Consider the following 23,998-nt stretch of genomic DNA (forward strand, 5'->3'; position numbering starts at 1 on the left):
AAGGCGCAATACTATAATTAAATGTCGCCTGAAACCAAGAGGGGAAACAGCGGGGCTGTTTCAAAGGGTGTCGTAAACCCTTGTGGAAGGTCTGTTTTTTATTTTCTACAGGGGGTTGTACACGGCTTGGCAGGGCTTTGGCAAACGCCGTGTCGCGAATCGTGTGCCTGATGACGTCCGATTCACACGACTAAGCGGCGTGGCATCGGTGATCGGCCGGGGGCATAGTCGGAGCTTCCAGAACAACAAGGCAGAGGCGGCCATGACCAAGACCCTGCATCACCGTGCCTGTCACCTGTGCGAGGCCATCTGCGGCCTCAACATCGAAGTCAGCCATGCGCCCGATGGGCGGGCGTCGATCAGCGCGATCAAGGGCGATCCGCAGGATCCGTTCAGCCGTGGGCACATCTGTCCCAAGGCGGTGGCGCTGCAGGACATCCAGGAAGACCCTGACCGCTTGCGCCAGCCTCATCGGCGCGTGGGGGAGCGCTGGGAGCCAATCGCCTGGGATGAGGCATTTGCGCTGGCTGCCGAACGCTTGTGGAGCATCCAGCAGGCGCATGGGCGCAACGCCGTGGCGGTCTACCAGGGCAATCCCAGCGTGCACAATTACGGGTTGATGACTCACAGCAACTACTTTCTGGGGCTGCTCAAGACGCGCAACCGATTTTCCGCCACCTCCGTCGACCAGTTGCCCCAGCACCTGACCAGCCACCTGATGTATGGCCATGGCCTGCTGCTGCCGATCCCCGATATCGACCACACCGATTTCATGCTCATCCTCGGCGGCAACCCATTGGCGTCCAATGGCAGCATCATGACCGTGCCGGACGTGGAAAAACGCTTGAAGGCGCTGCGTGCCCGCGGCGGGCGGCTGGTGGTGATCGACCCCCGACGCAGTGAAACGGCGGCGATGGCCGATCAGCATCTGTTCATCCGTCCTGGCGGTGATGCGGCGTTGCTGTGTGGCCTGCTCAACACCTTGTTCAGTGAAAACCTGGCGCGCGGCTCGCATCTGCCGATCGATGGGCTCGAGCAGGTGCGCGAGGCGATCTCGCCCTTCACGGCGCAAGCCATGAGCCCGCTGTGCGGCATCGAGGCCGGGCAGATTCGCCAGCTGGCGCGCGATTTCGCTGCGGCCGGCAGTGCCGTGTGCTACGGGCGCATGGGTGTCTCCACCCAGACCTTCGGCACGCTCTGCCATTGGCTGGTGCAACTGATCAATCTGGTCACCGGCAACCTCGATCGCCAAGGTGGGGCACTGTGCACCGAGCCTGCGGTTGACCTGGTCGCCAGTACCTCGGGCGGTCACTTCAACCAGTGGCAGAGCCGGGTCTCTGGCCTGCCGGAGTACGGCGGGGAGCTGCCAGTTGCGGCGTTGGCCGAGGAAGTGCTGACACCCGGCGAAGGTCAGGTGAGGGCGCTGGTGACCGTCGCCGGCAACCCGGTGTTGTCCACGCCCAACGGCCGCCAGCTCGACGGGGCGCTGGCGGGCCTTGAGTTCATGCTCAGCATCGACCTGTACATCAATGAAACCACGCGCCACGCCGACCTGATCCTGCCTTCCACGTCGGCGCTGGAAAACGATCACTACGACAGCACCTTCAACCTGCTGGCAGTGCGCAACGTCACCCGTTTCAACCGAGCGATCCTGGCCAAGCCAGAGGGGGCGCTACATGATTGGGAGATCTTTGTCGGGCTGGCGCGGGCGTTCGCCGAGCGTGCGGCGCTCGAGTTAAAGCCGACCCTGCCTCCGGCGCAGATGATCGACCTGGCGCTGCGCAAAGGCCCGCGCGGCGAGGCGTCGCCATGGGGGTTGTCGTTGCAGGCGCTGGACGCCTACCCTCATGGACTCGACCTGGGGCCGTTGCAACCCAATCTTGCTGCTCGGCTGCGTACCCCAGGTCAGGTTGTGCAGGCCGCGCCACAGGTGCTGCTCGACGATCTCCAGCGCTTGGCGCGGCAGGTGCCGATGGCGCACGACCAGTTGTTGCTGATTGGCCGTCGGCATGTGCGCAGCAACAATTCCTGGATGCACAACTTCCATCGCCTGGTCAAAGGCAAGCCACGGCACCAATTGCTGATGCATCCGCAGGACTTGCAGCAGCGCCAGCTCGAGGACGGGCAATGGGTAAGGGTTCGCTCGCGTACCGGTAGCCTGGAGGTGCAGGTTCTGGCCAGTGAAGAGGTGATGCCCGGGGTGGTCAGCCTGCCGCATGGCTACGGGCATGGTCGCCAGGGTGTTCGCTTGCAGATTGCCCACGCACAGCCGGGGGTGAGTGCCAATGACCTGACCGATGAACGGCTGCGCGATGCGTTGTCGGGCAATGCCGCGCTCAATGGAGTACCGGTGCAGGTGGAGGCGGCCTGATTGCGAAATGGGGCGGCTTGACGCCCCAGGTCCATTACCAAGCACGACACTCGGCTTTCCGATACAATGCGTCACCGTGCCGACGACCGTGTCGGAAAGTTCAGCCGAGGTGCTCCATGGATATCATCGAAACAATCAAAGAGCAGATTGCCAACAACACCATTCTGCTTTACATGAAAGGCTCGCCGAATGCCCCGCAGTGCGGCTTCTCGGCCCGTGCTTCGCAGGCTGTGATGGGTTGTGGCGAGAAATTCGCCTACGTCGACATCCTGCAGAACCCGGAAATCCGCGCCAACCTGCCCAAGTATGCCAACTGGCCAACCTTCCCTCAGCTGTGGGTAGGTGGTGAGCTGGTGGGGGGCAGCGACATCATGCTGGAGATGTTCGAGAAGGGTGAGCTGCAGACCCTGATCAAGGAAGCAGCCGCCAAGGCCAAGGCTTCCGAGGCCTGATCCAGGTTTACCGCCGGCATGAAAAAGCCCCGCCTAGGCGGGGCTTTTTCATGGGTGCTATCCAGGGAGGCTTATTCTTCGCCCATCTGCGACTGCAGGTAGTTCTCGATGCCGATCTTGTCGATCAGGCCCAGCTGGGTTTCCAGCCAGTCGATGTGCTCTTCCTCGGACTCGAGGATGTCTTCGAGCAATTCGCGGGAGCCGAAGTCGCCGACCGTTTCGCAGTGCGCGATGGCGGCTTTCAGGTCAACCAGGCCTTTCTGCTCGATCTTCAGGTCGCACTCGAGCATTTCCTTGGTGTGCTCGCCGATCAGCAGCTTGCCCAGGTCCTGGACGTTGGGGATGCCTTCGAGGAAGAGAATACGCTTGATCAGCTTGTCAGCGTGCTTCATCTCGTCGATGGATTCCTTGTACTCGTGCTTGCCGAGCTTGTTCAGGCCCCAATCTTCGTACATGCGTGCGTGCAGGAAGTACTGGTTGATCGCGACCAGCTCGTTTCCGAGGATCTTGTTGAGATGCTGGATGACGCTTACGTCGCCTTTCATGATCGGGTTCCTGCCCTGTAGAAGTGTGCCAATGCAGGAAGTTTGAGCCCGACAACTTCGCGTGTCAAACCTAAGTTCTTGAATAATAAGTGAAAATTAATAGGAATAAGAATGTTTGTGAACCGCGTTCGAAGGCTAACTTATTGAATTACAGGCATAAAAAAACCGGACACGAGGTCCGGTTCTTCAAAATCGGGGTGTTTCAGGCGGCGTTAAATTCTACCGGATAAGGCAGGGCGGCCGTTTGACTGAGCTGAAGGTCTGTCAATGTTTCACGGACCACCTGCTTGGCGAGGCACGCACACTTGCCGCACTGGCTGGCGACGTTGGTGGCGGCACGGACTTCCTTGTAGCTGCAGCATCCTTCGTAGATCGCATCACGGATCTGTCCATCGGTTACGCCGACGCAGAGACATACATACATAAGGTCAGACCATCGCTGGTTGAGTCGATGGGGTGGAGCTTAATGGTAATGAGAATGCTTGTCAAAGCACTTGAAGAAAGCTTCATCTTCCCGCGACCGGTGGTTCGATTCGGCCTGTCACGATAAGCCGTGTATGATGGTCGGCCTTTGTTGGATGCCGGGCGTGCAAGCCTCGCCCGGGCAACGGTTTTTCACCATCATCAGGAGATAACGAATGAGCGTGCTCGTTGGTAAACAAGCCCCGGACTTCACCGTTCCAGCCGTGCTGGGCAACGGCGAGATCGTCGACAGCTTCAACCTGGCTTCGGCCATCAAGGGCAAGTACGGCCTGGTGTTCTTCTACCCGCTGGACTTCACCTTCGTCTGCCCGTCCGAGCTGATCGCCCTGGACAACCGCATTCCTGACTTCGAAGCCCGTGGCGTGGAAGTGATCGGCGTGTCGATCGACTCGCACTTCACCCACAACGCCTGGCGTAACACCCCGGTCAACAACGGCGGTATCGGTCAGGTCAAGTACACCCTGGCGGCCGACATCACCCACGAAATCTGCAAGGCCTACGACGTCGAGTCCGAAGGCGGCGTAGCCTTCCGTGGTGCCTTCCTGATCGACAAGAACGGCGTTGTCCGTTCGCAGATCGTCAACGACCTGCCACTGGGCCGTAACATGGACGAGCTGCTGCGTCTGGTCGACGCCCTGCAATTCCACGAAGAGCACGGCGAAGTCTGCCCGGCCAACTGGAAGAAAGGCGACAAGGGCATGAACGCTTCGCCGGAAGGTGTTGCGGCCTACCTGAGCGAGAACGCTGGCAAGCTGTAATCGCCACGCGTAAAAAAACCGGCCCATGTGGCCGGTTTTTTTGTGTCTGGCATCCTGGAGCGCTGCGCACCCCAGGATTTCGACTCAGTCGTTGAAGTCGCGCCAGCCGCCCATCTCTTTCCAGCGGTTGACGATCCCGCAGAACAGCTCGGCGGTCTTCTCGGTGTCGTAACGTGCCGAATGCGCCTCGCGCCCATCGAAGTCGATATCGGCACTCTGGCAGGCCCGCGCCAGTACGGTCTGACCATAGGCCAGCCCCGCCAGCGTCGCGGTGTCGAAGCTGGAGAACGGGTGGAAGGGGTTGCGCTTGAGATCGTTGCGCGCCACCGCGGCGTTGAGGAAGCCCAAGTCGAAGCTGCTGTTATGGCCGACCAGGATCGCCCGCTTGCAGCCATTGGCCTTGAGCGCTTTGCGCACGCCGCGGAAGATATCGGTGAGCGCGCTTTCTTCGCTCACGGCCATGCGCAGCGGGTGGTCCAGCTTGATGCCGGTGAATTCCAGCGCCGCCGCTTCGATATTCGCGCCTTCGAAAGGCTCGACACGGTAGAAGTAGGTGTGTTCCGGGAACAGGAAGCCCTTCTCGTCCATGCCGATGGTGACGGCGGCGATTTCCAGCAGCGCGTCGGTGGCGCTGTTGAAGCCGCCGGTCTCGACGTCCACGACCACCGGCAGGTAGCCACGGAAGCGCTCGGCCATCGGGTGGCGCGAGCTGCTGCCTACCTGACCGTCCTGGTCGTCATCGTAAAGGTCTTCGCTCACGCGTTGTCCTCCAGCAGGCGCCAGCGCAGCGTTTCGCCAGCGCGCAGCGGAACCACGGTGGTGTCGCCGAACGGCAGGCTCGCCGGGGCGGTCCAGTCCTCGCGCACCAGGGTGATGGTGTCGGTGTTTGCCGGCAGGCCGTAGAACGCCGGGCCATGCAGGCTGGCGAAACCTTCCAGCTTGTCCAGGGCGTTACGCTGTTCGAAGGCTTCGGCGTACAGCTCGATCGCCGCGTAGGCGGTGTAGCAGCCTGCGCAGCCGCAGGCAGCTTCCTTGGCGTGCTTGGCGTGTGGCGCCGAGTCGGTGCCGAGGAAGAACTTCGGATTGCCACTGGTGGCCGCGTCCAGCAATGCCACCTGGTGGGTGTTGCGCTTGAGGATCGGCAGGCAATAGAAGTGTGGGCGAATACCGCCGACCAGCATGTGGTTGCGGTTGTACAGCAGGTGCTGGGCGGTGATGGTTGCACCGACGTGGGCTGGCGCCTCGGTGACGAACTGCGCGGCATCGCTGGTGGTGATGTGCTCGAACACCACCTTGAGTGTCGGGAAGCGTTCGACCAGGCGACGCATGTGCTCGTCGATGAAACGCTTTTCGCGGTCGAACACGTCGATCTCCGAGCGCGTCACTTCACCGTGGACCAGCAGCGGCAGGCCAGTCTCGGCCAGTGCCTCGATCGCCGGGAAAATGTTGTCGATGCTGGTCACGCCCGAGTCGGAGTTGGTCGTGGCACCGGCCGGATAAAGCTTGGCGGCATAGACGATGCCGCTGGCCTTGGCTGCGCGGATGTCCTCGGGGCTGGTACGGTCGGTCAGGTACAGCACCATCAGCGGCTCGAAGCGACTGCCGGCCGGACGGGCGGCGAGGATGCGCTGGCGGTAGGCGTCGGCTTCAGTGGCGTTGCGTACCGGCGGAACCAGGTTGGGCATGATGATGGCGCGGGCGAAGGTGCGCGCCACGTCGCCGACGGTATGTTGCAGCACAGCACCATCGCGCAGATGGATGTGCCAGTCGTCGGGACGCAGGAGGGTCAGGCGATCGGACATTGGGGTTTCCAGGCGGTTCGAACTCAGGCGTCAATGCTACCGGAAAACCCAGTGGGCAGCACGGCTATCAAGTTTTCGGACGAGCGTCCGATAGCCTGCAGGTAAGCCGTCAGAATCTGTGGAGCCGCCCGTGCGCCAGCGTTACCTACTCCTGTTCAGCCTGTGTGCCAGCCTGCCGGCTGGGGCACTCACCTTCCAGACCCGCATGGAGAACATCGCCTGGAAGGTCGAGGGCGACCAGTTCGAGTGTCGGCTGATCCAGCCGATCGACGGCTTCGGCAGCGGTGAGTTCGTGCGTCGTGCAGGCGAGCAGCCAGTCTTCCAGCTGCGCTCGGACAGCAATGCGTTGGGCGCAGGTTCCGCAACGCTGCTGGCCGCCGCTGCCCCATGGCAGCCCGGGCGTGGCGACATCAACCTGGGTGCGGTGCGCATGAGCCGCAATGGCGTGCTGTTCAGCTCTTCGCAGGGCCAGGCCAGCCGGCTGATCAATGGTCTGCTGGACGGTCGCAGTACGGTGGTGCGCAACTATGCCGGCGAGGGCGGGCGGCCGATGGAGGTGCATGTACTGCCGGTGAGTTTCGCCAAGGCCTATGGCGATTACCAAGTGTGTGCCGCGAAACTGCTACCGATGAACTATGACCAGATTCGCCAGACCCAGGTGCCGTTCCCCGGCACCGGTTTCGATCTGGACAGTGCGGCCCGTGCGCGTCTGGACGTGATCCTCGACTACCTGAAGGCCGATCCTACGGTCAATCACATCGAACTCGACGGCCATTCCGACAACAGCGGTAATCGCCTGACCAACCGCGATGCCTCGCGGCGTCGTGCGTTGGCGGTGGCTGAGTACCTCAAGGCCCATGGCGTGCCGGACGAGCAGATCACCGTGCGCTTCCACGGTGAGCGCTATCCCTTGGCCAAGAACAACACGGCCGCCAACCGGGCGCGCAACCGTCGGGTGAACATTCAGCTCGACCGCGTCACGCCGATCGAGAAGCCCGTGGAGAAACCTCACGACGCGGCGCCCACCGCCCCGGCCCAGCCTGCAGCACACGCGCCTGCGGCGCCGGTGCCGACGACTCAGGCTCCGCCCCCGGCATTGCCAGCGGGCGCGAAGAAAGCCTGAGTGCGGCGACGGGTCGCGCTCACGACATTTCCTGTCGCTTTGTCATCACAAGCTGTCGCCCCACTGTAAATTCTTCACCGAGGTCGGTAGAATCGACGGCTTTCCGTACAACCCCGTGGAGTGATGGCATGGCGGACGTAAAAAAGGTCGTATTGGCGTATTCCGGCGGCCTTGATACTTCGGTGATTCTCAAGTGGCTGCAAGACACCTACAACTGCGAAGTGGTGACCTTCACCGCTGACCTGGGCCAGGGCGAAGAGGTCGAGCCGGCCCGTGCCAAGGCGCAGGCAATGGGCGTCAAGGAAATCTACATCGACGATCTGCGCGAAGAGTTCGTGCGAGACTTCGTCTTCCCGATGTTCCGCGCCAACACCGTGTATGAAGGTGAGTACCTGCTGGGTACTTCCATCGCTCGTCCGCTGATCGCCAAGCGCCTGATCGAAATCGCCAACGAAACCGGCGCCGATGCCATTTCCCATGGTGCCACCGGCAAAGGTAACGACCAGGTCCGCTTCGAGCTCGGCGCCTACGCGCTCAAGCCAGGGGTCAAGGTCATCGCACCATGGCGCGAGTGGGACCTGCTGTCCCGCGAGAAGCTGATGGACTACGCCGAGAAGCACGGTATCCCGATCGAGCGCCACGGCAAGAAGAAGTCGCCCTACTCGATGGACGCCAACCTGCTGCACATCTCCTATGAAGGTGGTGTCCTGGAAGATACCTGGACCGAACACGAGGAAGACATGTGGCGTTGGAGCGTCTCTCCGGAGAACGCGCCTGACCAGGCCACCTACATCGAGCTGACCTATCGCAACGGTGACATCGTCGCCATCGACGGCGTCGAGAAGACCCCAGCCACCGTGCTGGCAGATCTCAACCGCATCGGTGGTGCCAACGGCATCGGTCGCCTGGACATCGTCGAGAACCGCTACGTCGGCATGAAGTCGCGCGGCTGCTACGAGACGCCTGGCGGCACCATCATGCTGCGTGCCCACCGCGCCATCGAGTCGATCACTCTGGACCGCGAAGTCGCTCACCTGAAGGATGAGCTGATGCCCAAGTACGCCAGTCTGATCTACACCGGCTACTGGTGGAGCCCTGAGCGTCTGATGCTGCAGCAGATGATCGACGCTTCGCAGACCAATGTGAACGGTGTCGTACGCCTGAAGCTGTACAAGGGCAATGTTACCGTGGTGGGCCGCAAGTCGGATGACTCGCTGTTCGACGCCAACATCGCGACCTTCGAGGAAGACGGCGGCGCCTACAACCAGGCGGACGCCGCAGGCTTCATCAAGCTCAACGCACTGCGCATGCGCATTGCCGCCAACAAGGGCCGTTCGCTGCTCTGAGTGTCGGTATGTGGTGAGAAACCCGGTCATTGTTGGCCGGGTTTTTTTTTGCCTTCCTGTACCTACAGCGCAACCTTTTCTCCTTTCTTGATGGCCCGCACCGACAGCTGAATGCAGGAGTGGGCGCTCAGGTTGTAGAGCGTCCAGCGGCGCTCGCGCTGCGGGGGTTGAATCAACTCGGGCAGGATCTGGGTTTCGATGGCTTGGCGCACATCCTGCCCTGGCAGAGTGATGACCGTGGCTGCTTCGCTGTCGCCACGATCGTCGAGTGGCGGGTGTATGGCCCTGTGTTCCGGAATGTAGAGCGATTCGCAGTTGAAGTTGAGGGTCAGGAAGAACAGGACGGTCAGAAAGAAGGGGAACCCCATTAGAAACCAGGTGTAAATGGCCTGGCTCTCTGGATTCAGGAACGGTAGCGAGGCGAGCGCCGACGCTTCGATGATGCTAGCGAAGATGGCGATAATTCCCAAGGGTGTGATCTTTGCGGGACTGTTCATGGCATTCGATCTCCTGGCGTTAGCGCATCTGTATCGCTTCTGGCGCCCCGTGGAAAATGTCTGCTGTTTCCTCACCAGTAAAGTATTCCCGCTTATATGGCGGGTGATAAATGTTTCTTTATCAAAAGGTAGAAATATCCCACCGCTTTGAAGCGCTATCCCCACCTGCTGCTTTCCCGGTTCATGCTAGCTTTCACGAGCATCTGGTCGAACGGATGGACATCGATTCGAGTCACGCAATGAATGTAGGAAGTTTCTATTAACGATGTAAGTTTCATCTTTGAATGCCCTCTGTCAGGGAATGGCTGCGCCATTACGCTATTGGCTCGGTTATCTTGGCGCGTCACAACTAGAATAATGGATCAATGGATATCCCATGAATAAAGTACTTATCGTGGATGATCATCCGGTCATTCGCTTGGCCGTACGTATGTTGATGGAGCGGCATGGATATGAAGTGGTGGCGGAAACGGACAATGGAGTGGATGCGCTGCAACTGACTCGAGAGTGTTTGCCGGATATCGTGGTGCTCGATATCGGCATACCCAAACTCGACGGGCTTGAAGTGATCGCGCGGATGACTGCTGCCAGTCCCGGCAGCAAGGTGCTGGTTCTGACATCGCAGGCGCCGGGGCATTTTTCCATGCGTTGCATGCAGGCCGGCGCCGCAGGTTATGTGTGCAAACAGCAGGAACTGACCGAGCTGCTCAGTGCAATAAAGGCCGTGCTGTCGGGCTACAGCTACTTTCCCAACCAGGCGTTGCACAAGACCCGCAGTGGTGTCAGTGGCGGAAGTGAGACGGAGATGGTCGAACGCCTTTCGGGACGCGAAATGATGGTGTTGCAACAGCTGGCGAGGGGACGTACGAACAAGGAGATCGCTGACAGCATGTTTCTCAGCAACAAGACGGTCAGCACCTACAAGACCCGGCTGTTACTCAAGCTCAATGCTCGGTCACTGGTCGACCTGATCGAGCTGGCCCAGCGTCATGGCTTGGCCTGAAACACAAAAGCCTCCTTTGCGGGAGGCTTTTTCGCAGGGCTACAGGTCGTAATCGAAATCAGCCAGCTGCCGTTGCAGGCGCCGCTCTTCCAACAGATTGTCGATGGTGCGGCGCTTGCTGAGGTTGGTCTTTGCAGGTTCTACCTGAGGTTCGTCTTCGTCCTGCGCAGGGAAGTCGTCTTCGATTAGCTCGTCTTTATCGGTGCTCATGTGTCACTCCAAGCCAAAGGGCCATTGGCCGTCCTTATAGCGAGAATCACGGAGTCGGTAAAAAAGATTTTTTCAATCGAATTGGTTGATTTTTCGCTATTGCCTCAATCGTCAGAGGTCTTGCCCCTGTACTCGCACAAGTCTTCGATCCTGCAGCTGCCGCAGCGTGGCTTGCGGGCCTGGCAGACATAGCGGCCGTGGAGGATGAGCCAGTGGTGGGCGTCGAGCAGGTAATCCTTTGGTACGAATTTCATCAGCTTCTTCTCGACGTCCAGTACCGTCTTGCCCGGCGCGATGCCGGTGCGATTGCTGACGCGGAAGATGTGAGTATCGACCGCCATGGCCAGTTGGCGGAAGGCTGTATTGAGCACCACGTTCGCCGTTTTGCGCCCCACGCCGGGCAGTGCCTCGAGTGCTTCACGGGTTTGCGGGACTTCGCTGCCGTGTTGCTCTATCAGCAAGCGGCAGGTCTCGATGACGTTCTTCGCCTTGCTGTTGTAAAGGCCGATGGTCTTGATGTATTCGCTCAAACCCTCCACCCCCAGGGCATAAATAGCCTCGGGCGTATTGGCGATAGGGTAGAGCCGCGCGGTCGCCTTGTTGACGCTGACATCCGTTGCCTGTGCGGAAAGGATGACGGCGATCAGCAATTCGAAGGGCGTGGTATAGGCCAGTTCGGTTTTGGGTTCAGGATTGTCTTCGTGCAGCCTGCGGAAGATCTCCAGGCGTTTGGCGGCATTCATGGGGTCAAAGCGTTCCTTGACGGCTTGAGGTGGCAGGGGCCGGACGCAGGCGATTGTACAAGGCCAGGAGCAGGCCGAGCAGTATCAATGCGCCGGGTGCCAGGTTCGCCAGGTGGATGCCGGCACTCTGTCCCAGCCATTGGCGGCAGGCGCCCAGTATCAGGCACAGGCCCGTCAGGCCAAGCAGGTGCCGGATGAGCGCCGACCAGCGTCCAGGGTGCGGTGCCAGCGCATCCACCGCGAGGCAGTGCAGGCTCAGCAGGGCAGGGTAATGGCCGAGGCTCAGGGCAAGGGGCAGGGCCCAGGCGTTCAGGCCCAATTGCAGGCAGCTCGCCAGGGCGGCGGCGAGTATCAGGCTGACGATAATCCGCGGCGCGCCGATCATGCGGTGCAGAGGTCGCATCAGCGCCTGGTGGCCGAGTACCAGCAACAGGGCGGACAATCCCATTGCCAGCGCGTTCGCCAGGGTCTGGGTGGCGCCCAGCAGGGGAGCCAGGGCACTGCCCAGGAGCCAGAATCTATTCATCGCTGGTGTGCTCCAACAGGCTGCTGCGCTGTGCATCGAAGTAGCGCAGAGCGTCCTGCAAGGCCGCCATTACTGCGCGTGAGGTGACGGTGGCACCTGCCAACTGGTCGAAGTCGCCCTTATCGCGCTTCAGCGCCCAGTTGGCCGCTGCGCCCTGCCGGTCGAATTGCTCAAGCCAGTGGCTCGCGGGGTCGCCAAGTTGACCGCCAAGCCCTGGGCTTTCTTCCTGCATCAGCACCCGGGTAGCGATCAGGCGGCCATTGGGATCGATGGCGATCGACAGCATGATGGGCCCCGCATACCCCTGGATCTGGCTGCGCAGCACGATGGCACTGGTCGTGCCGGCGAGGGTTGCGCGGTAGCCGCCCAATAGCTGACTGTGCTGCAGTTGAGCGCTGGCGATCGGCAGAGGCGCTTGCAGGGGAGCGTTGTCGTACCGTTGCGGGGGCAGCACCGCGAGCCATTGTTGTTCTTGCAGCTCTCGTGCGGCATCGGCAATGGGGGCCGCGGTCCACTGCCGCCAGGCCAGGGTGGCGGCAACGGCCAGGGTAGTGACCAAGGCAAGCAAGAGCAGGTCGCGCACTCTGGCGTTCATGAGGCGAGTGCCTGGCGTCGGGCTGCAATGCGATCGAGCGCCGGTGCTCCCAGGTTCATCAGCAGCACTGCGAAGGCCGTGCCGTCCGGGTAGTTGCCCCAAGTGCGAATCAAGTAGATCAGCAATCCGCAGCCGATGCCGAATAGCAGACGGGCCAGCGGCAGGCGAGGGCCGGACACCGGCTCGGTGGCGATGAAGAAGGCTGCAAGCATGGTCGATCCGCTGAACAGGTGCAGCAACGGTGAGCCGTGGGAGTCCGACCCTGAACCATTCCAGCACAGCAGGCTGACGACCAGCAACGCACCCAACAGTCCCGCTGGGGCATGCCAGCTGAATACGCGACGCTGCAGCAGGAACACGCCGCCCAGCAGGAACGCTAGATTGATCCATTCGCTGGCGCGCCCACCGAGGTTACCGAAGCCTGAGTTACTGGCGAACAGCTCGTCGAGGGTCAGGCTGCGGTTGTGGCGCAGCACGTCGAGTACCGTGGGGCGGGCCCAGGCATCGATCTGCGTGCCGTGGCCGAACACCAGGCTCAGGCTGTCGGTCAGGTCGAGGTGGCCCGCCGGCCAGTGGGTCATCTGCAGCGGGAAACTCAGCAGCACGAAGGCGTATCCCAGCATGGCCGGGTTGAAGGGATTGCGGCCGACGCCGCCGAATACGTGCTTGCCCAAGGTGATCGCCACCAGCGCAGCGGTTATCGGCAGCCACCAGGGCGCCAGTGCGGGCAGGGCGATTGCCAGTAGCACGGCGCTGACCAGGGCGCTGCCATCGCTGAGGAAGGGGCGTATTGGCTGACCACGCAGATACAGCGAGAGCGATTCGCAGGTCAGTGCTGTTGCGCTGCACAGCAGCAGGTTGAACAGCACGCCCCAACCCTGCAGCCAGAGCAGGCACAACAGGCCGGGAACACAGGCCAGCAGCACAAGGCCCATGGCGTTGCGCTGTCGGCGGTCAGGCGCCTGCATGGCCCGGTCCGGCCAGCAGAACGTCCAGCTGTTGCTGCGCTTCTTGCGCTGCCGCCTCCAGTCGCTGGATTTGCGCAAGCTGTGTCTGGTCCGCTGTCGCGCCCAGGGCGCTACGTACAGCGTTCAACTGCGCGCGGCTCATCGCCGCCGCGACCTTGGCCCGCTTCAGTGCGCTTTCCTGGGCAGTCCCTTGGGCGTAGGTGCTGCGCTGAGCCCGGGCTTGGCGCTCGGCCTGGCGTCGTGTCTCTTCGCGCTGCAGACGTGCGGCTCGTTGCTCGTGGCGCAGTCGTGCCTGATTGCGACGATGGCTGCGCGCGATCAGGTGCTCGGCGGTCTGCGCCAGCCCGCCAACGATCGGCACCAGGTTGTCCGGCAGTGGCAGCAGCTCGATGCAATCGACCGGGCAGGGCGCCAGGCACAGGTCGCAGCCGGTGCATTCGCTGGCGATCACGGTATGCATCAGCTTGCTGGCGCCAACGATGGCATCTACCGGGCAGGCCTGTATGCACTTGGTGCAGCCGATGCACTCGGCTTCGCGGATGAACGCGACCTGCGCAGGCGCTGCACGGCGCTCGGGGTCCGGGGCGATCACTGGCACCAGCAGCAGTTGGGCCAGGGCGGCAATGGTTTCGCTGCCGCCAGGCGGGCATTTGTTGATCGCTTCGCCCGCCGCGAGGCCTTCTGCGTAAGGCCGGCAGCCTGCGTGATCGCATTTGCCACACTGGGTCTGCGGTAGCAGGGCGTCGATGCGTTGAATCAGGTTCATTGTGTGAACAGTCCGTTGAAGCCGGAAAAGGCCATGGCCATGATCCCGGCACCTATCAGTTCGATCGGCAGGCCGCGAAAGGCGCGGGGCGCATCAGGATGATCGAGACGTTGGCGCAGGTCGTCGAACAGTGCCAGTGCCAGCCAGAACCCCATTCCCAGGCCCAGCGCCCAGGCGACAGTGGCGGCTGGACGGGATTGCGATGTGGCCATGTGCAACAGCAAGCCTAGCACCGCGACATTGCTCAGCAGCAGCGTCGGCAGATTCTGTGTAGGCCAATGAGGGCGCAAGCGCGTCAATGCCGTCGGGATGCCCCACGCCAGCACTGCCAGCCATGACAAGCCCAGCAGCGGTTCCAGGCCTTCGAACTGCGGCTGGCGCAGCAACAGGGCCGCGGGCACCAGCAACAGCATCGACAGTGCGCTGCTTAGGCCAAGCAGGTGCAGGCGTGCGCGGTCGGGCGTGCCGCTGTGCAGGATCAGGTGATTGACCAGCGCAGCGCTGACCAGAACCAGGACGAAATCGTTCATGGAGGTGCCGAGGGCCGGGGATGGAACGATTATCCGGCAAGGGGGCAGGCATTGGAAATGCCCAAAGAGGGGAGGCAAGCCTGGGGATCGCAGGACGATCCCCAGGGCAAGCGGGCCTTACTTGATGCGCTGACCGGGCTTGGCGCCGCTGTCCGGGCTCAGCAGGTAGATCTCTTCGCCGCCAGGGCCGGCGGCCATGACCATGCCCTCGGAAACACCAAAGCGCATTTTCCGAGGCTTGAGGTTGGCCACCATCATGGTCAGACGGCCTTCGAGCTTCGAGGGGTCCGGGTACGCCGACTTGATGCCGGAGAACACGTTGCGACGCTCGTCGCCGATGTCGAGGGTGAGTTGCAGCAGCTTGTCGGCACCGGCCACGGCCTCGGCCTTGACGATCAGCGCCACGCGCAGGTCGACGGCGGCGAAGGTGTCGAACTCGATCTCGGCCGACAGCGGGTCCTTGCTCAGCTCGCCGTTGCCGGCTGGTGCCTTGGCTTCGGCGGCCAGCAGGTCTTCCTTGCTGGCGGCGACCATGGCTTCGACCTTGGCCGGCTCGATGCGGCTCATCAGGGCCTTGAACGGGTTCAGCTTGTGGTTTTCCAGGCGCGACTGCAGGTCGTTCCACTCGAGCGGTGCGACGTTGAGGAAGGCCTCGGCGTCGGCAGCCAGCACAGGAAGTACCGGCTTGAGGAAGATCACCAGTTGGCGGAACAGGTTGATACCCTGGGCGCAGATGGCCTGGACTTCATCCTGCTTGCCTTCCTGCTTGGCCAGCGACCACGGTGCCTTGTCGGCGATCCAGGCGTTGGCGCGGTCGGCCAGGGCCATGATTTCGCGCATGGCGCGTCCAAAGTCACGGGCCTCGTAGGCTTCGGCGATCGACGGTGCGGCGGCCAGGAAGGCTTCGGTCAGCTCCGGTGCCGCGTCGCCGGCAACCATTACGCCTTCGTTGCCCTTGTGGATGAAGCCTGCGCAGCGGCTGGCAATGTTGACCACCTTGCCGACCAGGTCGGAGTTGACCTTCTGCACGAAGTCCTCGAGGTTCAGGTCGAGGTCGTCGACCCCGCGGCCCAGCTTCGCGGCATAGTAATAGCGCAGGTATTCGGGCTGCAGGTGGTCGAGGTAGGTGCGCGCCTTGATGAAGGTGCCGCGCGACTTGGACATCTTCGCGCCGTTGACGGTCAGGTAGCCGTGCACATTGACGGCGGTCGGCTTGCGGAAGCCTGCGCCTTCGAGCATGGCGGGCCAGAAGAGGGCGTGGAAGTTGACGATGTCCTTGCCGATGAAGTGGTACAGCTCGGCCTTGGAGCCTTCGTTCCAGAACGCGTCGAAGTCCAGGTCCGGGCGGCGGTCACAGAGGTTCTTGAAGCTCGCCATGTAGCCGATCGGCGCATCCAGCCAGACATAGAAGTACTTGCCCGGCTCGCCGGGAATCTCGAAGCCGAAGTACGGTGCGTCTCGGGAAATGTCCCACTCCTGCAGACCGGAATCCAGCCACTCGGCGAGTTTGTTGGCGACCGCGTCCTGCAAGGTGCCGCTGCGGGTCCACTGCTGCAGCATGGCCTGGAAATCGGGCAGCTTGAAGAAGAAATGCTGGGAGTCGCGCAGTACCGGCGTGGCACCGGAAATCGCCGACTTGGGGTTCTTCAGCTCGGTGGGGGCGTAGGTGGCGCCGCATTTTTCGCAGTTGTCGCCGTACTGGTCCTCGGTCCCGCACTTCGGGCAGGTGCCCTTGATGAAACGGTCGGCCAGGAACATGCCCTTCTCGGGGTCGTAGTACTGGGTCACGGAGCGATTGGCGATGTGCCCGGCTTCACGCAGGCGCGTGTAGATCAGGCTCGACAGCTCGCGGTTCTCTTCGCTGTGGGTGGAGTGGAAGTTATCGAACTCGACCAGGAAGTCGGCGAAGTCACTGCTGTGCTCGGCCTGGACGTTGGCGATCAACTGCTCGGGCGTGATGCCTTCTTTCTCTGCGCGCAGCATGATCGCCGAACCGTGGGCGTCGTCGGCGCAGACGTAGATGCACTGGTTGCCACGCATTTTCTGGAAGCGTACCCACATGTCCGTCTGGATGTACTCAAGCATATGGCCAAGATGGATGGATCCATTGGCATAGGGCAGGGCGCTGGTGACGAGAATCTGGCGTGGCTCGGACATGGTGGCTCGGCTACTTATCTGGCGACGGGTAAAAATTGAGGGTGATCGGCCACTATAAAGGGCTGGGAAATATATTTCACCCCGCAGACGCATCTGCTGACGGTTGACGGGTTAGCATAGGCGCCTGATTCACTTTTTCGGAATGCCACGGGAGTCTCCATGAGTGCCGTCACACGTGCCGCCATTGAAGGCGTGCTTCGCCAGTACACCGACCCCTACCTGAACCAGGATCCGGTCAGCGCCGGTTGCGTGCGCGCGATCGACATCCAGGACGGGCAGGTCAACGTGCAGTTGCAACTGGGCTATGCCGCTGCACTGTTTCGAAATGGCTGGGCCCAGGTGCTGCAGACGGCGATCGAGAACCTCGAAGGCGTGACGGCAGCACAGGTGAGCATCGACACGCTGATCGCCACGCACAAGGCCCAGGCCCAGGTGCCTGCGCTGGCCAATGTGAAGAATGTCATTGCCGTGGCCTCTGGCAAGGGCGGTGTCGGCAAATCGACCACTGCCGCCAACCTGGCCTTGGCCCTGGCGCGCGAGGGCGCGCGGGTCGGTATCCTCGATGCGGACATCTACGGCCCAAGCCAGGGCGTGATGTTCGGGATCCCCGAAGGCACCCGCCCGCAGGTGCGCGAGCAGAAGTGGTTCGTGCCGATCAAGGCCCATGGCGTCGAAGTGATGTCGATGGCGTTTCTGACCGATGACAACACGCCGATGGTCTGGCGCGGTCCGATGGTTTCCGGCGCCCTATTGCAACTGGTGACCCAGACCGCCTGGGACGACCTCGACTACCTGGTGATCGACATGCCGCCGGGCACTGGCGACATTCAACTGACCCTGGCGCAGAAGGTGCCGGTAGCCGGTTCCGTGATCGTCACTACCCCGCAGGACCTGGCGCTGCTGGATGCGAAGAAGGGTGTGGAGATGTTCCGCAAGGTCAACATCCCGGTGCTCGGTGTGGTGGAGAACATGGCGGTGCACATCTGCTCGAACTGCGGCCATGCCGAGCACCTGTTCGGTGAAGGCGGCGGTGAGAAGCTGGCGGCGCAGTATGGTGTCGAGTTGCTGGCGTCGTTGCCGTTGTCGATGCTGATTCGCGAGCAGGCCGACAGCGGCAAGCCGACTGCGATCGCCGAGCCGGAAAGCCAGATTGCCATGGTCTACCAGGAGCTGGCCCGCCAGGTGGGCGCTCGGATCGTGCTGCAGGAAGCGGCGGCGCCCGCAATGCCCAGCATTACCATCAGCGAGGATTGATCCGCTGCTGGCCGCTCCTGCACTGGGGCACAAAAAAACCCGCCGGAAGGCGGGTTTTTTTTGAAAGCGAGGAAGCTAAATCGACTTAGGCGATTTGAACTTCTTCAGCCTGCATGCCTTTCTGGCCGCGGGTAGCGACGAAAGTAACAGCCTGGCCTTCTTTCAGGGTTTTGAAGCCGTCAGCCTGGATGGCTTTGAAGTGTACGAACAGGTCGTCACCCGACTGAGGAGTGATGAAGCCGTAGCCCTTCTCATCGTTGAACCACTTAACAACACCGGATTGGCGATTGGACATGTGTCTGTCTCCTTGGACAAAGTAGATTTCGGCTCAGGAATTGCCCTGGCCGGGACTGAGTGCAAAGAGAGCGGAAAATTCAGCGATGGGCCGATCAGGATCGTGCATCAAACAGATTCTCGGTGTCACGTGCAGCACAGTGGCGCCACCTTACCCCACTTTCCGCAAGCTGCCAATGGCCAACAGCGGCTTTGATGAAATTCGGATCGACGGGTGGCCCAGCCCCCGTCCGGCGCGGGATAGGGCGCGGAACTTTAACGCGCAGGCCAGGACCGGTAAGATGCGCATCTCGTTTTTTCACCTCGTACTTTCAGGACATCCCGCCATGAGCATCAAATCGGACAAGTGGATTCGCCGCATGGCGCAGGAACACGGCATGATCGAGCCGTTCGTCGAGCGCCAGGTGCGTGGCGAACAGGACAGCCGAGTCATCTCCTTCGGCGTCTCGAGCTACGGCTACGACGTGCGCTGCGCCGATGAATTCAAGGTGTTCACCAACATCAATTCGGCCACCGTCGATCCGAAGAATTTCGACGCCGGCAGCTTCGTCGACATCAAGAGCGACGTCTGCATCATCCCGCCGAACTCCTTCGCCCTGGCCCGTACCGTCGAGTATTTCCGCATTCCACGCGATGTCCTGACCATCTGCCTGGGCAAGAGCACCTATGCCCGCTGCGGCATCATCGTCAACGTCACCCCCCTGGAGCCGGAGTGGGAGGGGCACGTCACCCTCGAGTTCTCCAACACCACCACACTGCCGGCGAAGATCTACGCCAACGAAGGCGTGGCGCAGATGCTGTTCCTGCAGTCCGATGAAGAATGCGAAGTGTCGTACAAGGATCGCGGCGGCAAATACCAGGGCCAGCGCGGCGTAACGCTGCCACGTACCTGAGCCGACGAGCCGGGGGAATTAGTTTCCCTTTTGCCACTCCAACGAGGTAAGTCCCCGGCGTGCATGACGTACGCCGGCCCTCGTCAGGAGCAGCCCATGAAACTCGATCCTGCAATCAGCGCGAAGCTGGCCGTCCTGCAGCCGAACCAGATCGGCATGATGGCCTGGACTCTGCTCGCGCACCCCCATCCGCCGACGGATTTGCACGCCGGTGGCGTCCCGCACCAGCCTGATCCCGATACCCCGCAACCCCCCGAGCCTGGCGAGCACCCGCCGATGGAGCCGGGCGAGCCGACCTTGCCCGACGAGCCGCCTCCAGCGCCAGTCGCCTGATCAGGCCGGCACTGCCCAGACCCGTTGATCGCCCACGACGAACAGGCGGGCGCCGGGCTCTGGTTGCACCGTCCAACCGCCGGTGAATTCGCCGAACGCCGGCAGCAGGCTGACCTTTGGGTGGAACATGAAGCACGCCAGGCGCAGGCGTTGGCGGCCACGACCGCGCAGGACGCACGCCGGATGGACATGGCCTGCGATCACCGGATGCTCAGGGTGAGCGCCGGTCTCGTGCTGTAGCGCGAATGGCGGCAGTAGCAACGGTTCGTCGACGACTTCGATAGCTAGCTCCTGCGGCGGATCGCCAGCATGACGGTCGTGATTGCCTCGCACCAGGACCACCCGTAACCCTGGGTGCCGTTCGCGCCATGCAGCTACACGGGCTAGGGTGGCTGGTGCTCGCGCAGTACGGGCGTGGAGAAAGTCGCCGAGCACGATCAACTGCTGGCAATCGTAATGCTGCAAGAGCGTGTCCAGGCGATTCAAGGTCGCCTGGGTAGTGCCGCGTGGCACCGGCTGGTGCAGGGCGCGGTAGCTGGCAGCCTTGCCAATGTGCAGGTCGGCAACCAGAAGGGCGCGCCGGGCTGGCCAGTAGAGCGCTTTTCCAGGTAACAGCCACAGCGTTTCGCCGCAATGTTCGATCGCCAGGTGGTGCACGTTCAGGATTTCCTCCGTTCAGTCCCCGCAAGGTCGCTCATGGTTCGGCTCGCCGCCTTTTCGAGATCCGCCACCATCCGGGCGATGCGGTCTGCCAATTTTTCCGTGCTCAGGGTTTCGCGCATGCCCTCGACCAATAGGGCGAAGGCCAGCGGCCCGGGCCGGCGCAATGCGTGCAGATCGAGGCGCAATCCTGCCATTTTCTGCAACTGCTGATGCAGGCGCTCGATCTCCAGCTCCTCACGCAGCACCTCGTCACGCGCCTGGCCCAGCAGCAGATTGCCAGCGTCATGCTTGCGAAACACTTCGTAGAACAGACCGCTGGAGGCCTGGAGCTGGCGCGTGCTTTTCTGCGCGGCGGGATAGCCGCCGAATACCAGCCCGGCGATCTGGGCAATTTCACGAAAGCGCCGCAATGCCATCTCGCCAGCATTCAGGCTGGCCAGTACATCTTCCAGCAAATTGTCCGCAGCCAGTGCAGCGGGCAAGTGCGCGGCCCAGTCCACAGGGCTTGCTGCGAGCAGTTCGAAGCCATAGTCATTGACCGCGATCGATACCGACAGCGGCTGCACGCGGCTGACCCGCCAGGCGATCAGGTTGGCAAGGCCCAGATTGGCCATGCGCCCGGCAAAGGGATAGAGAAACAGGTGCCAGCCCTGGCGCGAGTGCAGGGTTTCGGCCAGCAATGTGCGCTGGGTGGGCAGGGCGGACCAGCTTGCCTGAAGTGTCAGCAAGGGGCGAACGGCATGCATTTCCGCGCCTTCGTAGCGGCCGTGGGCAGCAGCATCCAGACGCTCGACCAGCGCCTGCGCCAGCTCGCTCGACAGCGGCATGCGTCCGCCATTCCAGCGTGCTACCGCTGCTTTGCGCGCGGTGCTGCGGCGCACGTAGGCGGTCATGTTCTCGACCCTTACCAGCTCCAGGATACGTCCGCCGAACAATAGCGCGTCACCGGGCTTGAGACGGGCAATGAAAGATTCCTCCACGCTGCCCAGCGACTTGCCACCGCCCCCTTTGCTCCAGTACTTCAACTGCAGGCTGGCGTCGCTGACGATGGTGCCGATACCCAGACGATGACGCCGGGCGAGGCGCTCGCTGGCCACGCGCCAGATGCCGTCGGGGTGCGCTGCGACGCGCTGGTAGTCCGGGTAGGCGGTGAGCGAGCTGCCGCCATTGCGCACAAATGACAGTGCCCATTGCCACTGGCTCTCTTCGAGATCGCGAAAGGCCCAGGTGCTGCGAACCTCCTCGAACAGTTCGGCCGGTCGGAAACCACTGCCCAGCGCCATGCTGACCAGGTGCTGGACCAGCACGTCCATGCTCAGGCGCGGCGAATAGCGTGCCTCGATATGCCCGCAAGCCAGCGCCTGGCGTGCTGCGGCCGCTTCCACCAGTTCAAGGCTGTGGGTTGGTACCAGGGTCACCCGCGAGGTACGCCCAGGTGCGTGCCCAGAGCGGCCTGCACGTTGCAGCAGGCGGGCGATGCCTTTGGCCGAGCCAATCTGCAGGACGCGTTCGACGGGCAGGAAATCCACACCCAGGTCGAGGCTTGAGGTGCAGATCACCGCCTTCAGCGTGCCCTGCTTGAGGCTGCGCTCGACCCAGTCACGGGCGTGCCGGGCAAGCGATGCGTGATGCAGAGCGATCAGTCCCGCCCACTCGGGATGCGCCTCGAGCAGGGCCTGGTACCAGAGCTCGGCCTGGGCGCGGGTGTTGGTGAACACCAGGCTGTTGGCGCTGGCCGCGATCTCGGCGCTGACCTGAGGGAGCATCTTCAGCCCCATGTGCCCGGCCCAGGGGAAGCGTTCGATCGCGCTCGGCACCAGGGTGTCGACCAGGATGCGCTTGTCCTGACGGCCCTGAACCAGTCGCCCGCCTGCAGGCAGCAAGACCTCAAGGGCGTGCGGCAGGTTGCCCAGTGTGGCCGACAGCCCCCACACCACCAGTTGCGGTTGCCAGCGCCGCAGCCGGGCCAGGGCCAGTTGCAACTGCACGCCGCGCTTGTTGCCGAGCAGTTCGTGCCATTCATCGACCACCACCAGGCGCAGGCTGGCGAAGTCGGCGGCAGCCTGTTCGCGGGTGAGCAGCAGGGTGAGGCTTTCGGGAGTGGTGACCAGCGTGCTGGGCAGGCGCCGGGCCTGGCGTGCACGTTCGGCACTGGTGGTATCACCGCTGCGTACGCCGATGGTCCAGTTCAGCCCCAATTCGTCCAGCGGTGCTTGCAGCGCGCGCGCGGTATCGCTGGCCAGGGCGCGCATCGGTGTGATCCACAGCACTTGGAGTGGCGCCGGTCGGCGTACGTCGTGCAACTGTGCGAAAGCGCGCAGGGCGCCGAGCCAGACGGCGTAGGTCTTGCCGCTGCCGGTGCTGGCATGCAGCAGGCCCGACTCGCCGCGCTGGATCGCCGCCCAGATGCTGCGCTGGAAGGCGAACGGCTTCCAGTTGCGGGAGGCAAACCAGGAGCTGGCGAGGTCGGAAGGGGATGGCATCGGCGGCCGGTCTCGTCGAAGGCTGTGCTTCTACAGACCGGCCGCAGGTGCTTTGGTTTGATCGGGATCAGTTGGCCAGCAGATAGCCGCTGCGGCAGACTTTTTCCCCTGCGACATGGGCGATCACCATGCCGGTGGTGGCCATGCGCCGGACGCTGCGGGCGTAGAGCAGCCCGCCCTGGACGTTGCGGATCGGGGTCACCCGGTCGCTGAGCGGATCGATGACCTCGGCGATCAGTTGCCCAGGCTCCAGGTACTGCCCCGGTTTTGCGTGGAACACCAGCAGGCCGCCCAGCGGTGCGATCAATGGCTCCACGGCAGCCAGCGGGGTGGCGGGGTGGCGCAGCGGCGGCAATGCTGCGGGCTGACCTTCGATCACACCGCTGTGGGTGAGGAAATCGAGGATTGCCTGGCAGTCCTGGCTTGCCAGCTCGTGGTTGACGTCGGCCTGGCCGCGCAGCTCGACGGTCACCGAGAGGCTGCCCATGGGGATCGGGAAACGCTTGGCAAAACGCTGCTGCAGTTGCCACCACACCAGGCTGAAGCATTCGTCGAACGACTGCCCTCCGGAGTCGGTGGCCAGCAGGCTGGCCTGGGCGCCGAGGTAGCGTGCCAGCGGCTCGACCTGGGGCCAGGCGTCGGGAGTGGTGTAGAGGTGTTCGACGGCTTCGAAATCGCAGTGCAGGTCCAGCACCATGTCGGCATCGCAGGCCAGGCGCTGCAAGGCCAGGCGCTGGGATTGCAGGGGGGTGACGGCGGGGTGGCTGTCGAGCCCGCGGCGTAGATATTCACGGATCAGCGAGAGGTTGCGTGCCGGGTCTTGCGTGAGGTGGCTTTCGATCTGGTCGCCGATGCTGTCGGACAGGTCGACGAAATTGCGATTGAAGTTTTCCCCACTCTGCAACTCGAAGCGCCCCAATGGTGCGTCCAGCAGCACCTGTTCCAGGCCCACCGGGTTGGCCACTGGCACCAGCACCACCTCGCGGCGCAGCAGGCCTTGCTGGTGCAGTTCGTTCAAGCGCCGCTTGAGGTGCCAGGCCACCAGCATGCCGGGCAATTCGTCAGCGTGTAGCGATGCCTGGATGTATACCTTGCCGCCACCGCGCGGGCCGAAATGAAAGCTGTGCAACTGGCGGCAGATGCCGGGTACGGGGGACAGCAGTTCGTGGGTCGAGTGGTGCATGGGGGGCCTGATCTGCGCTG

The 23,998-nt window shown here is 62.6% G+C and carries 25 protein-coding genes and 1 pseudogene; 9 read left to right on the forward strand and 17 right to left on the reverse strand.

Annotated features, from left to right (window positions below):
- Positions 1-262: 262 nt before the first annotated feature.
- Both ACK3BK_RS06345 and grxD read left to right on the forward strand, forming a co-directional pair.
- Complete coding sequence (locus tag ACK3BK_RS06345) at positions 263-2,371, forward strand: molybdopterin oxidoreductase family protein (RefSeq protein WP_186668524.1); 2,109 nt, start codon at positions 263-265, stop codon at positions 2,369-2,371.
- Positions 2,372-2,487: 116 nt separating this feature from the next.
- Positions 2,488-2,823: a Grx4 family monothiol glutaredoxin gene (gene grxD / locus ACK3BK_RS06350; RefSeq protein WP_136913238.1), complete on the forward strand. Its 336-nt coding sequence runs from the start codon at positions 2,488-2,490 to the stop codon at positions 2,821-2,823.
- Positions 2,824-2,894: 71 nt separating this feature from the next.
- Here the strand turns inward: grxD and bfr are convergent, their stop codons facing one another.
- Together bfr and ACK3BK_RS06360 are read right to left on the reverse strand one after the other, a co-directional pair.
- Positions 2,895-3,368 carry a bacterioferritin gene (gene bfr, locus ACK3BK_RS06355; protein ID WP_054891795.1) on the reverse strand — a complete coding sequence of 158 codons (474 nt, stop codon included), beginning with the start codon at positions 3,366-3,368 and terminating at the stop codon, positions 2,895-2,897.
- 202 nt (positions 3,369-3,570) lie between these two features.
- Positions 3,571-3,792 carry a bacterioferritin-associated ferredoxin gene (locus tag ACK3BK_RS06360; protein WP_186668522.1) on the reverse strand — a complete coding sequence of 74 codons (222 nt, stop codon included), beginning with the start codon at positions 3,790-3,792 and terminating at the stop codon, positions 3,571-3,573.
- Positions 3,793-4,006: 214 nt separating this feature from the next.
- Here ACK3BK_RS06360 and ACK3BK_RS06365 point away from each other — a divergent pair, with 214 nt between their 5' ends.
- A complete protein-coding gene (locus ACK3BK_RS06365; RefSeq protein ID WP_054891793.1) occupies positions 4,007-4,609 on the forward strand; it encodes a peroxiredoxin in 603 nt (200 codons plus the stop codon).
- A gap of 84 nt (positions 4,610-4,693) precedes the next feature.
- Here ACK3BK_RS06365 and rnt read toward each other — a convergent pair whose 3' ends face one another.
- Together rnt and pyrC are read right to left on the reverse strand one after the other, a co-directional pair.
- A complete protein-coding gene (gene rnt, locus ACK3BK_RS06370; protein WP_186668520.1) occupies positions 4,694-5,368 on the reverse strand; it encodes a ribonuclease T in 675 nt (224 codons plus the stop codon).
- Positions 5,365-6,411 carry a dihydroorotase gene (pyrC, locus tag ACK3BK_RS06375; protein ID WP_186668518.1) on the reverse strand — a complete coding sequence of 349 codons (1,047 nt, stop codon included), beginning with the start codon at positions 6,409-6,411 and terminating at the stop codon, positions 5,365-5,367. The genes rnt and pyrC overlap by 4 nt, the downstream gene beginning before the upstream one ends.
- Positions 6,412-6,541: 130 nt before the next feature.
- On the opposite strand from pyrC, the gene ACK3BK_RS06380 reads away from it, so the two are divergent.
- Positions 6,542-7,534: a flagellar protein MotY gene (locus tag ACK3BK_RS06380; protein WP_411383936.1), complete on the forward strand. Its 993-nt coding sequence runs from the start codon at positions 6,542-6,544 to the stop codon at positions 7,532-7,534.
- A gap of 128 nt (positions 7,535-7,662) precedes the next feature.
- Positions 7,663-8,880 carry an argininosuccinate synthase gene (locus ACK3BK_RS06385; RefSeq protein WP_054891789.1) on the forward strand — a complete coding sequence of 406 codons (1,218 nt, stop codon included), beginning with the start codon at positions 7,663-7,665 and terminating at the stop codon, positions 8,878-8,880.
- 62 nt (positions 8,881-8,942) lie between these two features.
- On the opposite strand, the gene ACK3BK_RS06390 is transcribed toward ACK3BK_RS06385, so the two are convergent.
- Positions 8,943-9,377, reverse strand: a complete 435-nt coding sequence (locus tag ACK3BK_RS06390) for a hypothetical protein (protein ID WP_186668514.1) — start codon at positions 9,375-9,377, stop codon at positions 8,943-8,945.
- A 376-nt stretch (positions 9,378-9,753) separates the two neighbouring features.
- On the opposite strand from ACK3BK_RS06390, the gene ACK3BK_RS06395 reads away from it, so the two are divergent.
- On the forward strand, positions 9,754-10,380 hold the full coding sequence (locus ACK3BK_RS06395; protein ID WP_186668512.1) for a response regulator transcription factor: 627 nt from the start codon (positions 9,754-9,756) through the stop codon (positions 10,378-10,380).
- Positions 10,381-10,419: 39 nt separating this feature from the next.
- Here ACK3BK_RS06395 and ACK3BK_RS06400 read toward each other — a convergent pair whose 3' ends face one another.
- The 8 genes and pseudogenes from ACK3BK_RS06400 to metG form a co-directional block, all read right to left on the reverse strand.
- Positions 10,420-10,590, reverse strand: coding sequence for a PA3496 family putative envelope integrity protein (locus tag ACK3BK_RS06400; protein WP_186668510.1), 171 nt, complete (start codon positions 10,588-10,590; stop codon positions 10,420-10,422).
- Positions 10,591-10,694: 104 nt separating this feature from the next.
- Entirely contained in the window at positions 10,695-11,333 is a 639-nt protein-coding gene (gene nth, locus ACK3BK_RS06405; RefSeq protein WP_411383937.1) for an endonuclease III, read from the reverse strand.
- Positions 11,334-11,337: 4 nt separating this feature from the next.
- Positions 11,338-11,859: an Rnf-Nqr domain containing protein gene (locus tag ACK3BK_RS06410; protein ID WP_411383938.1), complete on the reverse strand. Its 522-nt coding sequence runs from the start codon at positions 11,857-11,859 to the stop codon at positions 11,338-11,340.
- A complete protein-coding gene (locus tag ACK3BK_RS06415) occupies positions 11,852-12,454 on the reverse strand; it encodes an RnfABCDGE type electron transport complex subunit G (RefSeq protein WP_186711509.1) in 603 nt (200 codons plus the stop codon). Before ACK3BK_RS06415 ends, ACK3BK_RS06410 begins: the two co-directional genes overlap by 8 nt.
- Positions 12,451-13,422, reverse strand: a complete 972-nt coding sequence (locus ACK3BK_RS06420) for an RnfABCDGE type electron transport complex subunit D (protein ID WP_186668504.1) — start codon at positions 13,420-13,422, stop codon at positions 12,451-12,453. Before ACK3BK_RS06420 ends, ACK3BK_RS06415 begins: the two co-directional genes overlap by 4 nt.
- Positions 13,423-13,426: 4 nt before the next feature.
- A pseudogene (locus tag ACK3BK_RS06425) lies at positions 13,427-14,188 on the reverse strand (RnfABCDGE type electron transport complex subunit B); the annotation flags it as partial.
- Positions 14,185-14,718, reverse strand: coding sequence for an Rnf-Nqr domain containing protein (locus ACK3BK_RS06430; RefSeq protein ID WP_411383939.1), 534 nt, complete (start codon positions 14,716-14,718; stop codon positions 14,185-14,187). The gene ACK3BK_RS06430 and the pseudogene ACK3BK_RS06425, both read right to left, overlap by 4 nt.
- Positions 14,719-14,835: 117 nt before the next feature.
- Positions 14,836-16,875, reverse strand: a complete 2,040-nt coding sequence (gene metG / locus ACK3BK_RS06435; RefSeq protein ID WP_411383940.1) for a methionine--tRNA ligase — start codon at positions 16,873-16,875, stop codon at positions 14,836-14,838.
- A gap of 159 nt (positions 16,876-17,034) precedes the next feature.
- On the opposite strand from metG, the gene apbC reads away from it, so the two are divergent.
- Entirely contained in the window at positions 17,035-18,129 is a 1,095-nt protein-coding gene (apbC, locus tag ACK3BK_RS06440; protein WP_411383941.1) for an iron-sulfur cluster carrier protein ApbC, read from the forward strand.
- 85 nt (positions 18,130-18,214) lie between these two features.
- Here apbC and ACK3BK_RS06445 read toward each other — a convergent pair whose 3' ends face one another.
- Positions 18,215-18,424 (reverse strand): cold-shock protein, encoded by a 210-nt coding sequence (locus ACK3BK_RS06445; RefSeq protein WP_003254922.1) that lies wholly within the window; start codon positions 18,422-18,424, stop codon positions 18,215-18,217.
- A 325-nt stretch (positions 18,425-18,749) separates the two neighbouring features.
- On the opposite strand from ACK3BK_RS06445, the gene dcd reads away from it, so the two are divergent.
- A complete protein-coding gene (gene dcd, locus ACK3BK_RS06450) occupies positions 18,750-19,316 on the forward strand; it encodes a dCTP deaminase (protein ID WP_003258001.1) in 567 nt (188 codons plus the stop codon).
- Positions 19,317-19,412: 96 nt separating this feature from the next.
- Positions 19,413-19,649: a hypothetical protein gene (locus ACK3BK_RS06455; RefSeq protein ID WP_054891778.1), complete on the forward strand. Its 237-nt coding sequence runs from the start codon at positions 19,413-19,415 to the stop codon at positions 19,647-19,649.
- On the opposite strand, the gene pdeM is transcribed toward ACK3BK_RS06455, so the two are convergent.
- The 3 genes from pdeM to ACK3BK_RS06470 all read right to left on the reverse strand — a co-directional run bounded on the left by pdeM (position 19,650) and on the right by ACK3BK_RS06470 (position 23,978).
- Entirely contained in the window at positions 19,650-20,306 is a 657-nt protein-coding gene (gene pdeM / locus ACK3BK_RS06460) for a ligase-associated DNA damage response endonuclease PdeM (RefSeq protein WP_411383942.1), read from the reverse strand. It lies immediately after the preceding gene.
- Positions 20,307-20,308: 2 nt separating this feature from the next.
- Complete coding sequence (locus ACK3BK_RS06465; RefSeq protein ID WP_411383943.1) at positions 20,309-22,795, reverse strand: ligase-associated DNA damage response DEXH box helicase; 2,487 nt, start codon at positions 22,793-22,795, stop codon at positions 20,309-20,311.
- Positions 22,796-22,862: 67 nt separating this feature from the next.
- Positions 22,863-23,978: a succinylglutamate desuccinylase/aspartoacylase family protein gene (locus tag ACK3BK_RS06470; protein ID WP_186711179.1), complete on the reverse strand. Its 1,116-nt coding sequence runs from the start codon at positions 23,976-23,978 to the stop codon at positions 22,863-22,865.
- Between the last annotated feature and the right edge of the window lie 20 nt (positions 23,979-23,998).

Source organism: Pseudomonas sp. L7, assembly GCF_046605565.1.
GTDB lineage: Bacteria > Pseudomonadota > Gammaproteobacteria > Pseudomonadales > Pseudomonadaceae > Aquipseudomonas > Aquipseudomonas wayambapalatensis.

What these genes read in the sequence shown, in the direction of transcription:
- ACK3BK_RS06420 (WP_186668504.1), bottom strand. Translation starts at nt 13,422, where the DNA reads ATGCAGGCGCCTGACCGCCGACAGCGCAACGCCATGGGCCTTGTGCTG.
- dcd (WP_003258001.1), top strand. Translation starts at nt 18,750, where the DNA reads ATGAGCATCAAATCGGACAAGTGGATTCGCCGCATGGCGCAGGAACAC.
- ACK3BK_RS06385 (WP_054891789.1), top strand. Translation starts at nt 7,663, where the DNA reads ATGGCGGACGTAAAAAAGGTCGTATTGGCGTATTCCGGCGGCCTTGAT.
- ACK3BK_RS06455 (WP_054891778.1), top strand. Translation starts at nt 19,413, where the DNA reads ATGAAACTCGATCCTGCAATCAGCGCGAAGCTGGCCGTCCTGCAGCCG.
- ACK3BK_RS06365 (WP_054891793.1), top strand. Translation starts at nt 4,007, where the DNA reads ATGAGCGTGCTCGTTGGTAAACAAGCCCCGGACTTCACCGTTCCAGCC.
- metG (WP_411383940.1), bottom strand. Translation starts at nt 16,875, where the DNA reads ATGTCCGAGCCACGCCAGATTCTCGTCACCAGCGCCCTGCCCTATGCC.
- grxD (WP_136913238.1), top strand. Translation starts at nt 2,488, where the DNA reads ATGGATATCATCGAAACAATCAAAGAGCAGATTGCCAACAACACCATT.
- ACK3BK_RS06345 (WP_186668524.1), top strand. Translation starts at nt 263, where the DNA reads ATGACCAAGACCCTGCATCACCGTGCCTGTCACCTGTGCGAGGCCATC.
- ACK3BK_RS06470 (WP_186711179.1), bottom strand. Translation starts at nt 23,978, where the DNA reads ATGCACCACTCGACCCACGAACTGCTGTCCCCCGTACCCGGCATCTGC.
- ACK3BK_RS06390 (WP_186668514.1), bottom strand. Translation starts at nt 9,377, where the DNA reads ATGAACAGTCCCGCAAAGATCACACCCTTGGGAATTATCGCCATCTTC.
- pyrC (WP_186668518.1), bottom strand. Translation starts at nt 6,411, where the DNA reads ATGTCCGATCGCCTGACCCTCCTGCGTCCCGACGACTGGCACATCCAT.
- ACK3BK_RS06415 (WP_186711509.1), bottom strand. Translation starts at nt 12,454, where the DNA reads ATGAACGCCAGAGTGCGCGACCTGCTCTTGCTTGCCTTGGTCACTACC.
- ACK3BK_RS06360 (WP_186668522.1), bottom strand. Translation starts at nt 3,792, where the DNA reads ATGTATGTATGTCTCTGCGTCGGCGTAACCGATGGACAGATCCGTGAT.
- ACK3BK_RS06400 (WP_186668510.1), bottom strand. Translation starts at nt 10,590, where the DNA reads ATGAGCACCGATAAAGACGAGCTAATCGAAGACGACTTCCCTGCGCAG.
- ACK3BK_RS06430 (WP_411383939.1), bottom strand. Translation starts at nt 14,718, where the DNA reads ATGAACGATTTCGTCCTGGTTCTGGTCAGCGCTGCGCTGGTCAATCAC.
- ACK3BK_RS06410 (WP_411383938.1), bottom strand. Translation starts at nt 11,859, where the DNA reads ATGAATAGATTCTGGCTCCTGGGCAGTGCCCTGGCTCCCCTGCTGGGC.
- bfr (WP_054891795.1), bottom strand. Translation starts at nt 3,368, where the DNA reads ATGAAAGGCGACGTAAGCGTCATCCAGCATCTCAACAAGATCCTCGGA.
- ACK3BK_RS06445 (WP_003254922.1), bottom strand. Translation starts at nt 18,424, where the DNA reads ATGTCCAATCGCCAATCCGGTGTTGTTAAGTGGTTCAACGATGAGAAG.
- nth (WP_411383937.1), bottom strand. Translation starts at nt 11,333, where the DNA reads ATGAATGCCGCCAAACGCCTGGAGATCTTCCGCAGGCTGCACGAAGAC.
- ACK3BK_RS06465 (WP_411383943.1), bottom strand. Translation starts at nt 22,795, where the DNA reads ATGCCATCCCCTTCCGACCTCGCCAGCTCCTGGTTTGCCTCCCGCAAC.
- ACK3BK_RS06395 (WP_186668512.1), top strand. Translation starts at nt 9,754, where the DNA reads ATGAATAAAGTACTTATCGTGGATGATCATCCGGTCATTCGCTTGGCC.
- apbC (WP_411383941.1), top strand. Translation starts at nt 17,035, where the DNA reads ATGAGTGCCGTCACACGTGCCGCCATTGAAGGCGTGCTTCGCCAGTAC.